A 13,559-nucleotide genomic window follows, 5' to 3' on the forward strand; every position below is an offset into this window, starting at 1 on the left:
CATGATAATTAACTAAGGCATTAAAAACACTCAATATATAATTTTCACCGTCTTCATGAGTCGCTAATAACCTATAATCTAATAGGGTTATTCATCGCAGCATAAAAATAACACCATGATTGTCTTTTTTTGATCGCGATCAATTGCAATAGCCTTTAAAAGCGCATTATATGAATATAAGAATTTTTCAGATTGGCGCTAAATAAAATAGCGTTAATTACCTATACTCGAAATTGCCCGCAGTACTTTTGAAACATAAATAAAGTAAAAAAACTAAAAAAAGCAGCCGGCAGTTTTTGCGAATCGAATTATTAACTACTTATAGAAGCGTAATATGAACGAGAAATCTGCGACATCGCACTCGCCGACGCCGGTGAGTAAACCGAAAGACGGCAAGAAAAACCGTCTTGTGATGATGGCCCTGCCCATTATCGTGGCCGTGCTGTTACTTTTCGTCCCGGTTCCTGACGGGCTTCCTCCTTATGCCTGGCACTACTTTGCTATCTTCGTCGGCGTGATCGTTGGTCTTATCTTCGAACCGCTGCCGGGCGCCGTGATTGGCCTGACTGGCGTCGTCGCCATCGCGCTGTGCAGCCAATGGGTGCTGTTTAGCCCGGAACAGATGGCTGCCGATAAATTCCATCTGGCGGGTGCGTCCTTTAAATGGGCGGTCAGCGGTTTTGGTAACTCTACCGTGTGGCTGATCTTTGGCGCCTTTATGTTTGCCGCCGGCTACGATAAGACCCGCTTTGGCCGCCGACTGGCGCTGATTCTGGTGAAATATCTGGGCCGCCGCAGCCTGACGCTTGGCTATGCCATCACGCTGGCGGACCTGCTTCTGGCGCCGTTTACTCCCTCTAACACCGCGCGCAGCGGCGGGACCATCTACCCGATTATTGCCAACCTGCCGCCGCTGTATGGCTCCAAACCGAACGATCCGAGCGCTCGCAAAATCGGCTCATACCTGATGTGGGTGGCTATCACCGCCGCTTGTATAACCAGCTCGATGTTCCTCTCAGCCCTCGCCCCTAACCTGTTGGCGCTGGCGCTGGTGAAAAGCATTGTCGGTATCAACATTTCCTGGGGTACCTGGTTTATCGCCTTCCTGCCGCTCGGCGTGCTGCTTATCCTCACCATGCCGCTGCTGGCCTACTGGTTCTACCCACCGGAAGTGAAGGTGAACGATGAGGTGCCGCTGTGGGCCGCTCGTGAGCTGGAGAAACTGGGTAAACTGTCTCGCAATGAAATTCTGTTGCTGGTGTTTGTCTGCTGCGCGCTGATGATGTGGATCTTCGCCGCGGCGTGGATTGAACCGGCAATGGCTGCCCTGCTGATCATCGGCCTGATGCTGTGGACCGGCGTGCTGGAGTGGAACGACATTACCGGCAACAAAGCCGCATGGAACACCTTCGTGTGGTTCGCCACCCTTGTGGCGCTGGCCGACGGCCTCTCTTCCACCGGTTTTATCGGCTGGCTGGGTAAAGAAGGCGGTATGCTGATGAGCGGTATCTCGCCGGGCGTAGCGACCATCGTACTGCTGCTGGCGTTCTATCTGCTGCACTACCTGTTTGCCAGCACCACCGCGCACACCACTGCGCTACTGCCAGCAATGCTCACCATTGCCTCGACCATTCCGGGTATGAATATGGAAGTGTTCGTGCTGCTGATGGTGACCTCGCTGGGGATCATGGGGATCATCACCCCATACGGCACCGGCCCAAGCCCGATTTACTACGGCAGCGGCTATCTGCCAACCAAAGACTACTGGCGCCTTGGCACCATCTTTGGCGGCATCTTCCTGGTCGCCCTGCTGGTCATCGGCTACCCGTGGATGTCTATGATGTTCTGATTCATAACCGTCGGCGGGCAACCTCCGGCGGTTTTATTTTTATGGAGTGAAGAGCTATGTCGAACAAACCGTTTGTCTACCAGGACCCCTTCCCACTGTCTCATGACGATACCGAATACTATCTGCTGAGCCGTGAACACGTCTCCGTTGCCCAGTTTGACGGTCAGGATGTTCTCAAGGTTGAGCCAGAAGCGTTAACGCTGTTGGCCCAGCAGGCGTTCCACGATGCGGCTTTTATGCTGCGCCCTTCTCATCAGCAGCAGGTTGCTGCCATTCTCAGCGACCCGGAAGCCAGTGAAAACGATAAATACGTGGCGTTGCAGTTCCTGCGTAACTCCGACATCGCCGCGAAAGGCGTGCTGCCGACCTGCCAGGACACCGGCACCGCGATCATCATGGGGAAAAAGGGCCAGCGCGTATGGACCGGGGGTGGCGATGAAGCCGCGCTGTCTCAGGGCGTGTATAACACCTATATCTCCGACAACCTGCGCTATTCGCAGAATGCCGCGCTGGACATGTATAAAGAAGTGAATACCGGCACTAACCTGCCGGCACAGATTGACCTCTACAGCGTGGATGGCGACGAATATAAATTCCTGTGTATCGCCAAAGGCGGCGGTTCCGCGAACAAAACGTATCTGTATCAGGAAACCAAGGCGCTGATCACCCCGGCGAAGCTGAAAAATTACCTGGTTGAGAAGATGCGTACGCTGGGGACAGCAGCCTGCCCGCCGTATCACATTGCATTTGTTATCGGCGGGACGTCGGCAGAATCAACGCTGAAAACCGTCAAGCTGGCCTCCACTCGCTACTACGACGGTCTGCCGACCGAAGGTAACGAACACGGCCAGGCGTTCCGCGACGTGAAGCTGGAACAGGAGCTTATGGAAGAAGCGCGTAACCTCGGTCTTGGCGCGCAATTTGGCGGTAAATATTTCGCCCATGATATCCGCGTAATCCGCCTACCGCGTCACGGCGCATCATGTCCGATTGGGATGGGTGTCTCCTGCTCTGCCGACCGTAACATTAAGGCTAAAATCAACCGTGACGGTATCTGGATTGAAAAACTGGAGCACAATCCCGCGCAGTATATTCCCGAGGCGCTGCGTCAGCAGGGTGAAGGCGATGCGGTCAGCATCAACCTCAACCAGCCGATGAGCGATATTCTGGCCCAGTTGTCCGCTCACCCGGTCTCTACCCGTCTGTCGCTGAACGGCACCATTATCGTGGCCCGTGACATTGCGCACGCGAAACTCAAAGAGCTTCTGGATAACGGTGAACCGCTGCCGCAATACGTCAAAGACCATCCTGTTTACTACGCCGGCCCGGCAAAAACGCCAGAAGGTTATGCATCCGGTTCCTTAGGCCCAACCACCGCAGGCCGTATGGACTCCTATGTTGACCTGCTGCAGTCTCACGGTGCCAGCATGGTGATGCTGGCGAAAGGTAACCGTAGCCAGCAGGTAACTGACGCCTGTCATAAGCACGGGGGTTTCTACCTTGGCAGCATCGGCGGCCCGGCCGCCGTGTTAGCGCAAACCAGCATCAAGAGCCTGGAATGCGTGGCCTACCCGGAACTGGGTATGGAGGCCATCTGGAAAATTGAGGTAGAGAACTTCCCGGCGTTTATTCTGGTGGATGATAAAGGGAATGATTTCTTCCAGCAGATTCAGAACAAGCAGTGCGCCGGGTGTGCGCAGCGATAATCTATCGCTCTGCCTTGATTAATATCTTTTTCTGATATCAAGCTAGCATTTATTCAATGCTAGCTTTTTTTATGGCGGTAAGAAAATATTTCAATTCCGTACAATACATCTAAAAACGAAACGTAATGCATTTATCAATTAACGTCAATTAGACGCAAGCCATGATTTATTTATAATTAAACCTCAGGAAATTCGACCAGAATACGCGATTGCGCTCATTTATTGATCAAATACATTCATTGAGTAAATATAGGATTAGGGCTAACGTCCTATTCACCTGAAGAATAAACATTAAAAATAACAACCTACTCAATACATAACATTACATTTATCGAATTAATAAAATCGTTAATTCAAATAATACTCTGTCCGTCATTATCACAAAACAATATGAAGGACTTTTAAAATGCGTCATACAGCTCGATTGACACTGCTTTCCCAGTGCATTCTTCTGTCTCTTTCGGCTATCTCAGGTTCTGCGCTCGCTGACCAAACCGATCCCTGCACCGGTACATCAACAACGACCTGTGGCTTTCAGGATAAAACCAGCACAGGACCAAACGGTACCTCATTGATTTTTGTAAACAATAATGGCTCTGCCATTATGAGTGACGCCCAGAATAGCAACGCGATATACCTGTGGGATCAGACAGCCGGAGATACGCAGTCCTTAACGGTAAATGGTACCGATATGTCCGGAACATATATTCAAGGTGGTTATATTGGCACCAAAAATATCACTCTGAATAATGCCACCACCGATATGATTGAAGCTGGTAATAATACCAGCGGCGATTCTACAAACGTTAACCTGGCAATTAATAACTCGACCTTAAACGGCGAAGACGACAGCACGGCATATGGTTACAAACCAGCCCAGGGTAACAAAGCTTACATGGACGGCGCGGCACTCTTTGTCGACTCCGGATCTAACGCTGGTACCAATAATATCAGCATCAAAAATGGCAGCTCGCTAATGGGCTCTGTGTATGCTGTCACGGGCGGGGATAATAATATCTCGATGTCCGACAGCTCGATCGGCGGTACAAATGGTTCAACGGGAGCCATTTATGCTATGAGTAATGGCGGCAATAATACCATTACTCTGGAGAATAGTACTGTCGTTGGCTCGGCCAGCGAACCGACAGACAAAACGCTTTTAAAATATTTTGAAGATAATATCTCTGGCAATAGCAATGCGTCCACCATTGATAATCTGCTGAACGGTAGCACCATCGCCATGGGCGTATCCGGCACTCAGGCTTCAAGCGTTGCGCTGAGCAATAGTAAAGTTACCGGTGATATTGCCATGGTAGGCACCGGCAGCAGTTCCACTGCAAGCCTAAACCTGAGCGGAAACAGCAACGTTACTGGCGATATCATCCTCGCCGATCACAGCGCCGCAACTGTATCAATGAGCGACAGCACATTAACCGGCAACATTAATGCGACGAATGAAGGCAACACCGCTGTCGCACTGAACAATGCGACGGTCAATGGCAATATCACCACCGGCACGGGTAATGATTCCATCACATTAGCGAATAATTCACATGTGACTGGCACTGTCGACGGCGGTACGGGCGCCGATACGCTTTCCCTGGATGCGGGGAGCTCCGTTGATGGGTCTATCGCTCAGTTCGAAACCGTCAACACCGCAGGTAATAACAGCCTGACCGTTGATACCATTGAAGATAACACCACCTGGAATATCCAATCCGGTTCTACGCTGTTTGTAACCAACACCACCGGTAGTAACGTACAGGTCAATATGTCTTCCGACAGCCTGGTGAACTTAGGCACCGTTGGCGCGACAGCGAACAGCAATCTGGTGGTCAGCAACACCTCGATGAGCACCGCAAACCAGCAGAATCTGGCGATTGCTACCTATACCACCAGCGCCAGCAACCCATCGAATGCCGTCTCCGTCGCCTTCAGCAACGGCGCACAGCAGGTTGAGAGCCGCAACGGGGCTTACAACTACAACAACAGCCTGACGCAGCAAGCGCAGCCGAGCACGGTGTCCAACGGGCTGCTGCAAGCCAACAACGATACCGTGTACAACGTCATGTTCAGCAGCTCTCGCGGCGACCTCGCCAGCGACGTGCAGGGCATGATCGCCGGTCTGGATGCCGCCAAACAAGCCGGCCGCATGATCACCGACGATCTGGCGAACCGCCTGACCCAGGTACACTTGCAGAATCTGTTCGGCCACGGCGTTGATGGTGCGCAGGTCTGGGGTGATTTCCTCTACCAGAACGGCGATTACAGCGATGACGTTGACTATAAAGATATTACTCAGGGTGTACAGGGCGGTGTGGACTGGACCACGCATCTGAACAATGGCGACAGCCTGACCGGCGGTATCGCACTGGGCTGGACCCGCAGCCGTGACCGCAGCACCAACGGCGGTAGCAACAACTTTAACGACAGCGTCTATGGTAACTACTACAGCGTGTACGGTGGCTGGCAACAGTCGCTGCATGACAATCTGTGGGGCATGTTCGTTGACGGCAGCTTCAGCTATGGCGATATGCGCTATTCCACTTCAGCCAACAACGTTAGCAACGCCACGACCGGCATGACCCAGGCACTGGACGGGTCTTCCGACGGCAATCTGTACACCACCCAAGCGCGGGCGGGCGTTAACGTCGTACTGCCTGGTGAAACCGTTATCCAGCCTTACGCAACCCTCGGCTGGGATAAAGCGCAGGAAGACGGCTTCTCTGACCAGGCCATCACCTTTGGCGACAGCCAGGTATCGGAATGGAACACCGGCATTGGTATGCGGGTGACCACCAAACTGGCGGATCTCAATAAAAACGTTGAGCTGTATCCATGGCTGGATGCGCGCTATCAAACCGAGTTTAGCGATAACACCGATATCAAAGCGGCGGACTATCACAACACCAACGGTCATAACGCCACCATGGGTATCTTCGGCGCAGGGATTAATACCACCATCGGTAAAGATTTCTCTCTGAATACCGGCGTGTACTTCGGTACCGGCGATGTGGATAACGATGCCAGCGTCCAGGCAGGCGTAAGTTACCACTTCTAATCACTCTTCAGGCCCTGACTCTTCAGGGCCTTTTTTATACCCTCCCAGCTTGTCCACTATACGTACTCTCACTTCATCCTGTTAATTTGTCGCCTTTCCAACCTCTCCATCTCACATTTTTCCGCATTACATATTCTGTATAGTAAACAAAAGTTCTACACTTCCGCCATCGTTTCCAACAACAGGACAGCAACCATGAGATTAGGACTGGATATCGGCGGGACAAAGATAGAGGCAGTGGTATTAGATGATGGGGGGGAAATCATCTATCGGCAGCGCTACGCTACGCCAAAACAGCGCTATGAGGATTTCTTGCAGGCTGTCATCAGCGCCATTCATGCTGCGCGCGACGCCACACAACACAATATCTCCATAGGTCTGGGAATACCGGGCGCCGCAGGCCGCGACGGTTTAATCAAAAATTCGAACATCCTGGTGCTAAATCAGCAGCCATTTGTCCAGCACCTCGAGCAGCAGCTTGCCATGCCCGTTGCCGTAACCAATGACGCTAACTGCTTTACCTTATCGGAAGCCATCGACGGCGCAGGTAAAGACTACGACGTCGTCTTCGGCGTTATCTTAGGCACCGGGTGCGGTGGCGGTCTGTGTGTCGACAACCGTTTGATTACCGGGCCAAATGCCTGTGCTGGCGAATGGGGGCACAACGCGCTTCCCCACTATCACCCCGAGAAAGACGGTGCCAGCGAGGTTTGCTACTGTGGGCAAACCAACTGTATCGAGAGTTTTATCTCCGGCAGCGGCCTGGAAAGGCAGTATTTCCAGATATTTAGTAAACATGATAAGGTACCGGAAATTATTGCTCAGCTGAATGCGGGGAATACGGTGATTGCCGCGCTATGGGATCGCTATCAGGACCAGGTGGCGCGCGCGCTAGCGGGAATCGTTAATACCCTCGATCCGGATGCCATCGTGCTTGGCGGCGGGGTGTCGAATATTCCACAACTGTATACCGGCCTGCAGGAACGCATTGCGCAGTATGTCTTTGGTAAGCAATGCTGTACCCCTGTCGTACAGGCGCGTCATGGTGACAGCAGCGGCGTGCGTGGCGCAGCCTGGCTTGGGGCGCAGCGTCGATAACACACATCGAGAGAGAGATGGCTAAAGCAGTCAGAATTCGCGATATTGCCGCCGCGTGCGGCGTATCGCCAGGTGCGGTATCCCGCGCACTGAAAGGCCAACCCGGCCTGCGCGAGGAAACCCGGCAGCGCATCATCGCCGCTGCCGAGCAGCAAGGTTACGATTTTTCGCGCCTGCGCAGCGATAAAATAAAACGCGTTCTGTTTTTGCTCCATCGGCAACACAATATCAACCGCGCGCTGCCCTTCTATTCGCCGCTGTTTTTGGCCATTGAGGCCGAGTGTCGTGAACAGGGTATCGCCTTGAGTTTTCTGGCAACCGGTCCCGGTGACGCGCTGGCTGAACAGGTGATGCTTCACCAGCCTGATGCGCTAATCTGCGCCGGTTTTTTTGAGCCAGAGCTAATAGCCCTGCTGGAACAGCTAAAGCTGCCGCTGGTCCTGGTCGATCTCTGGTCGCCGGGTCTGCCCTGCATCAACCCCGATAATATGCAGGGCGGCTACCTTGCCACCCGTCATTTGTTGTCGCTGGGGCGTAAGCGCATCGCTTTTCTCGCCAGCACGCTGTCACACTACAGTATCCGTCAGCGTGAAAAAGGCTATCGCCAGGCGCTGTATGAGGCTCAGCTGCTGATGCCTCCGGAGTACGAGGCCATCGCGCTACCGCAACTTGATACCGAGCAATCCCTGGTGCGCGCCATTCACGAGCTTTTCGATCTCGCCGAGCCGCCGGATGCGATTTTTGCCTACAACGATGCCACCGCGCTGCTGGTGTTAGCGGTGTGCGCCGAACGTGGGCTACGCGTGCCACAAGACATTGCATTGGTAGGATTCGATGATATTGAACCTGCGGCATGGTCGCAGCCCCCGTTAACCACCATTGCGGTCGATAAGCAGCGATTGGGGCGCGAAGCGCTGGCGGTATTGTTGTCCGGGCAAATGGAAACCAACGTTCTGCTGCCGGTAGAACTGGTGGTACGCGCCAGCTCTGGCGCGTAACGGACTATCGTCAATGCCCGGCATCAGCGTTCTCGCCTCGTCCGGGCTCTCCTGAACGCTTATGGCGTCACCATATTGAACCAGAATTCGAATTTATCCATATAGCTTAGCATCTCGTCCAGCTTCGCATGATTGCCGGTGACGCGTACGTCTCCCTGCGCTTCCGCCTGCTGCAGCGATTCTTGCTTCAGGATAATTTTGTTGAGGGTTTCGCGGTTGAGCACAATGGTGGCGTCCGGGTTGCTGGCCTGAACGTTCGCACTATGGTTCAGCACGCCGTTTTCCAGCTCCAGCTTGTATTTGCCCCCCTCGCCGCCGAGATCGACATTAAACACCGCTTTTGCGTTGGCCGCCTTTTCGCCGTTAATATGCACCGCCAGATAGTCGAAGAACATCTCCGGCGACATCGCCTTGACGGTATCCGGGCTGGCCGTATTTGGCGTAGGTCCTTTCACCACGCCGTTACGCAGTTCCTGCGCGCCGGTCAGGTAGAAGTTACGCCACGGGCCTGACTCAGCTTGATAACCCAGCTGTTCCAGCGCATCTGCCTCCAGATTACGTGCCGCCTGGTTACTCGGATCAGCGAAGACGATGTGGTTGGTGACCTGCGCCACCCAGCGATAGTGCCCCTGCGCGTAGTCAGCTTTCGCTTTTTGCATAATGGCATCCGCACCGCCCATATAATCGACATATTTCTTCGCGGCATCGGTCGGTGCCAGCTCGTCGAGGGTGGCCGGGTTGCCATTAAACCAACCGAGGTAAAACACGTAGGTCGCCTTCACGTCATGACTCACGGAGCCATAATAGCCGCGGCTGGCCCATGAGTTTGCCAGGCCCGACGGCAGCTTGAAGTTAGCGGCAATTTCATCGCGGGTCAGGCCCTGGTTAGCCAAACGTAACGTCTGGTCGTTGATATAACGATACATATCGCGTTGACTTTTCATCAACTTAACGACGTTTTCATTGCCCCAGGTCGGCCAGTGGTGCTGAGCGATAATAATTTTCGCCTTACCGCCCCAGCGATCAATCACATCATTGACATACTTCGACCACGCCAGCGGATCACGAATTTTTGCCCCACGCAATGAATAGGTATTGTGTAGCGTATGTGTCACGTCTTCCGCCGCTTCGATCATCCCCTTCTCTTCCACATACCACAGCATTTCTGAAGGTGCTTCCGAGCCAGGCGCCATCATAAAGTCATAGGTCAGGCCATCGATGACCTCTTTTTGCCCGGTGTGGGTAATGTAATCAGTCGGCTCAATTAACGTCACGGTCCCTGCGGACGTGGTGGTTCCCAGCCCTGCGCCCACCTGACCTTTGGCCCCTGGCTTCAGCAGATTGCCGTACATATAGCTGGCACGCCGACTCATGACATTGCCGGCCATAATGTTTTCCGACACGGCTTCCTGCATAAAGCCTGCGGGCGCGTAAACTTTTACCTTGCCGGATTTCACGTCGGCTTCATCCACCACGCCACGTACGCCGCCGAAGTGATCCACATGGCTGTGGGTATAGATAATCGCAACAACGGGCTTCTTACCGCGATTTTTGTAGTACAGGTCCATCCCGACTTTCGCCGTTTCGGCGGAAACTAATGGGTCAATGACCGTGATCCCCTCTTTGCCTTCCATGATGGTCATATTGGAGAGGTCGAGGTTACGGATCTGGTAGACACCGTCGGTGACTTCAAACAGGCCGCCGATGTTGATCAGCTGAGACTGACGCCACAGGCTCGGGTTGACAGTATCCGGTGCTTTCTCTCCCTCTTTGATGAAGTTGTACTGCTGAGGATTCCATACCACGTTGCCGGCTGCGCCTTTAATCAACTCCTGTGGCAGTGGAGCAATAAAACCTTTATGCGCATTCATAAAGTCGGTCTGGTCGGCGAACGGCAGGGTTTTGTACAGCGCGTCATTGCTCGTTTTGGTCTGTACCGTGGCATCGTTTCCCATTGCCTGTGCCATAACAGGCAGAGAAATCAGGGATGTTGAGCACACGCCGGCAATAGCCATCCAGCCAACCATTTTATTCAGTTTCATAAAACCTCTGTTTTTACATTTCGCCGCACAGGAAAGAAAATATTGATATAAATAATCGGCGGCAGGTGACATCTAACGAAAATAACAATGGCATTAAGCTAGCACCGGCAGAGATACAGAGAAAAAGATAAGTCATTTAAATTTAAATTTGGACGTCAAGACTTCGCATCATTTAAAAATGGATAAATCAACACTCGCGATATCGCAGCGAAAAAAGATAATGAGCAGCATATTCATTTATCTCAGGAAAACTAATGCGTAAACTGCTGCTTATGGTGTTGACATTCTGGCTAGCGGGCTGCACTTCACAACCTCCCGCCATGCTGACGAAAATTGACGCGATCCAAATTCCTGTCGTACAAAATGGCTCGCCATCAGCTGACGTTGCTGCAATGAGTTCACTCTATCAGCAGAATAAATCGATTCTTGATAATACAACGCTGAATCTGAAGACGGACTATCTGCTGAATGTGAAAACGGCGGAAATATTTGACGAGCACAGTCAGGCGCATCAGGTTTATATCTCTCTATCAAAACTTGATCAAATTCGACTGATGAACAACCTCTATTTGAAGGAGCAGAACGCGGCTGGATTACAGCAAGTCAATGAGGTCCTTCGACCACTTACCGAGGTATGATTAAAGGCTACCGTCTGAGGCGGTAGCCTTTAATCTTTAGGAGGAACGCCTTATTAAAAGCGTTCCGGTAAATTATGCAGTTCCATAAGATAGCCGCCACGTTTAAACGTTATATAGTGGCCGCTCTTCAATGCTGATAGCACGTTTAATATGCTACTGCGCGACAGGTGCGTACGTTCCTGAATATAATCAAGAATCGATACGCGCATGCGCATCTCTTCCGGCAGTTGGCTCATATCCAGCAAATGGTTACGAATCACCGAGTAGGTCCGCTGCTGAACCACCAGCGCATCGCGATAAAAAAGATAGGCAGTGTGGTAAGACAGCAGCGCGGCAACGTCTTCCCACACCCCGTGCTGACGAAACATCTCCATCGCGGTGTTTGCATCGACGCGCAGGATCGTGGACTCGGTTTCGGCACGCAGCAAATGGCCTCGTACGGGCTGGATCATTTCGGCAATGCCAAACAGGTGCGGGTCATAAACGGAGACAATCAAGAGCCCGTCGGAAGCCCTGAGGATTGACAGCTCACCTTGCTGAAACAGGTACAGCTGGGGCTGGTTTTTGTATGTCCAGGTCATGCGCTTTCGCGGCACAACCTTCATTTTTTCGGCAATCGGCTCAAGCAGTGCCGTCAAACGCTGGATACTTTGTTCCGGGCGGATAGGCGGTAAAATATGCATAGAAATACCTGATTAGTTCCATTCCCTACGATTATAGAGCGCAACAGGATGTCCGTAAAAATTGCACAATTAAGCATTTACGCATATCCCGAACCCGCGATAAACCGCAACTTTGTTTAAATCTAAACAAAGTAAGCAATTCCCTGGCCTATCATTATGGAAACGGCGACCAGGGTCGCCGACTCAAAATGCTCGCCAGATAAGTACCGCGATCCCCGCAAACAGTACCCATTTAACGATGTAGTACACCGCCTTATTCCATTTTTTCAGCCGTTTTCCCACAATACGAATCTGATAAATATAACGAAAACTACGATTAATACCGCCGATACGGTCGCCTACGTCATTCGGCGCTACCGCCGCACTCATTAAATTGCGTCCCAGCCAATGGTTTACCCTTTGCGCCCAGCGGTAACGCATAGGACGCTCAATATCGCAGAACAAAATCAGGCGATTCTCACCGCTTGTATTTTCTGCGTAGTGTATATAGGTTTCATCAAACAGAACCCCTTCACCATCACGCCAGCTATAGCGTTCGCCGTCGACCTCAATAAAGCAACGATCGTCATTGGGCGTCAACAGACCCAGGTGGAAACGCAATGAGCCTGCATAGGGGTCACGATGACGCGGTAAGCGACTACCGTCAGGCAGCGTAGCAAACATGGCCGCCTTTACGGAGGGAATGCTACGCAACAGCTCGGTGGTTCTCGGGCACAGTGTGCTGGCCGACGGATGCGCCTCCTCATACCATTTCAGGTAGAAACGTTTCCATCCGGTTTTAAAAAATGAGTTAAAGCCAGCGTCGTTGTACTTTTCGGCCGCTTTAATTTTCTCCATATTTTGCAGACGGACCCCTTCGTCACGAATCACTTCCCAGTGTTCCTGTAACACAGCAAGCTCGGGAAATGCGTCTGGGCGGAGATATGGCGTATTGTCGACGCGCGAGAAAAGATACATAAAACCATTCAACGGTGCCGTGAACGTCGAATGATCGGAAAGCTGGCGCCAGAAGCGAAACCGCACCTTTCCCCGGAAATGCACATAGAGCACGGAAATAATAATTATCAGCAGAATGATGTACTTCATCTTTGCTCACCCGACCATAGGTTACTTTAAACGTTTCGTTCGATGACCGCGGCATCAGAAAATCCGCAGCCCAAAAATCTTAGCAAAGAAAATCTGCCACGAACAAAATCAGCGGGCAAAAGCGATGAGCAGAGCAAAAATGTCGGACTGCGCCACCAGCACGAACGGCAGCTATCCCTTCTGATTCAGAATAATACCACCACTAAATTAACAGCATGGTTAACAGTCTCTTTTGTGAAATAACGTTATGGAGCCTGTTTCCGATACATCTTTTCTTGAGACACACTCACAACACCCAATAACTTGTTAACAACTCATTAATTTCACGGAATTTACTCATTATTTCCGAACTTTATAAACTCGCATTGCTAGTAGAAAAAACATAATTAGTCAAATTC

General features: G+C 51.9%; 9 protein-coding genes. 6 read left to right on the forward strand and 3 right to left on the reverse strand.

What is annotated here, in order from left to right:
- Positions 1 to 334: 334 nt before the first annotated feature.
- The 5 genes from ACW14G_RS20190 (at position 335) to ACW14G_RS20210 (ending at position 8,712) form a co-directional block, all read left to right on the forward strand.
- Entirely contained in the window at positions 335 to 1,849 is a 1,515-nt protein-coding gene (locus tag ACW14G_RS20190) for an anion permease (protein ID WP_209438759.1), read from the forward strand.
- A gap of 56 nt (positions 1,850 to 1,905) precedes the next feature.
- Entirely contained in the window at positions 1,906 to 3,555 is a 1,650-nt protein-coding gene (gene fumA / locus ACW14G_RS20195) for a class I fumarate hydratase FumA (protein ID WP_163449331.1), read from the forward strand.
- A gap of 691 nt (positions 3,556 to 4,246) precedes the next feature.
- Complete coding sequence (locus ACW14G_RS20200) at positions 4,247 to 6,616, forward strand: autotransporter domain-containing protein (protein WP_249023072.1); 2,370 nt, start codon at positions 4,247 to 4,249, stop codon at positions 6,614 to 6,616.
- Between the two features lie 195 nt (positions 6,617 to 6,811).
- Positions 6,812 to 7,714: an ROK family protein gene (locus tag ACW14G_RS20205; protein ID WP_163449329.1), complete on the forward strand. Its 903-nt coding sequence runs from the start codon at positions 6,812 to 6,814 to the stop codon at positions 7,712 to 7,714.
- 17 nt (positions 7,715 to 7,731) lie between these two features.
- Positions 7,732 to 8,712 (forward strand): LacI family DNA-binding transcriptional regulator, encoded by a 981-nt coding sequence (locus ACW14G_RS20210; RefSeq protein ID WP_223802863.1) that lies wholly within the window; start codon positions 7,732 to 7,734, stop codon positions 8,710 to 8,712.
- A gap of 59 nt (positions 8,713 to 8,771) precedes the next feature.
- Here the strand turns inward: ACW14G_RS20210 and ACW14G_RS20215 are convergent, their stop codons facing one another.
- A complete protein-coding gene (locus ACW14G_RS20215) occupies positions 8,772 to 10,754 on the reverse strand; it encodes an alkyl/aryl-sulfatase (protein ID WP_249023071.1) in 1,983 nt (660 codons plus the stop codon).
- A 254-nt stretch (positions 10,755 to 11,008) separates the two neighbouring features.
- On the opposite strand from ACW14G_RS20215, the gene ACW14G_RS20220 reads away from it, so the two are divergent.
- Positions 11,009 to 11,392 (forward strand): hypothetical protein, encoded by a 384-nt coding sequence (locus ACW14G_RS20220; protein ID WP_167575515.1) that lies wholly within the window; start codon positions 11,009 to 11,011, stop codon positions 11,390 to 11,392.
- 53 nt (positions 11,393 to 11,445) lie between these two features.
- Here ACW14G_RS20220 and ACW14G_RS20225 read toward each other — a convergent pair whose 3' ends face one another.
- Positions 11,446 to 12,075, reverse strand: coding sequence for a winged helix-turn-helix transcriptional regulator (locus ACW14G_RS20225; protein WP_163449325.1), 630 nt, complete (start codon positions 12,073 to 12,075; stop codon positions 11,446 to 11,448).
- A gap of 183 nt (positions 12,076 to 12,258) precedes the next feature.
- Positions 12,259 to 13,161, reverse strand: a complete 903-nt coding sequence (lpxO, locus tag ACW14G_RS20230; RefSeq protein WP_249023070.1) for a lipid A hydroxylase LpxO — start codon at positions 13,159 to 13,161, stop codon at positions 12,259 to 12,261.
- Positions 13,162 to 13,559: the final 398 nt, after the last annotated feature.

This window comes from Kluyvera sp., from assembly GCF_965301105.1.

Excerpts from the sequence above, each read along its gene's own strand:
- ACW14G_RS20190 (WP_209438759.1), top strand. The coding sequence starts at position 335 with ATGAACGAGAAATCTGCGACATCGCACTCGCCGACGCCGGTGAGTAAA.
- fumA (WP_163449331.1), top strand. The coding sequence starts at position 1,906 with ATGTCGAACAAACCGTTTGTCTACCAGGACCCCTTCCCACTGTCTCAT.
- ACW14G_RS20200 (WP_249023072.1), top strand. The coding sequence starts at position 4,247 with ATGTCCGGAACATATATTCAAGGTGGTTATATTGGCACCAAAAATATC.
- ACW14G_RS20205 (WP_163449329.1), top strand. The coding sequence starts at position 6,812 with ATGAGATTAGGACTGGATATCGGCGGGACAAAGATAGAGGCAGTGGTA.
- ACW14G_RS20210 (WP_223802863.1), top strand. The coding sequence starts at position 7,732 with ATGGCTAAAGCAGTCAGAATTCGCGATATTGCCGCCGCGTGCGGCGTA.
- ACW14G_RS20215 (WP_249023071.1), bottom strand. The coding sequence starts at position 10,754 with ATGAAACTGAATAAAATGGTTGGCTGGATGGCTATTGCCGGCGTGTGC.
- ACW14G_RS20220 (WP_167575515.1), top strand. The coding sequence starts at position 11,009 with ATGCGTAAACTGCTGCTTATGGTGTTGACATTCTGGCTAGCGGGCTGC.
- ACW14G_RS20225 (WP_163449325.1), bottom strand. The coding sequence starts at position 12,075 with ATGCATATTTTACCGCCTATCCGCCCGGAACAAAGTATCCAGCGTTTG.
- lpxO (WP_249023070.1), bottom strand. The coding sequence starts at position 13,161 with ATGAAGTACATCATTCTGCTGATAATTATTATTTCCGTGCTCTATGTG.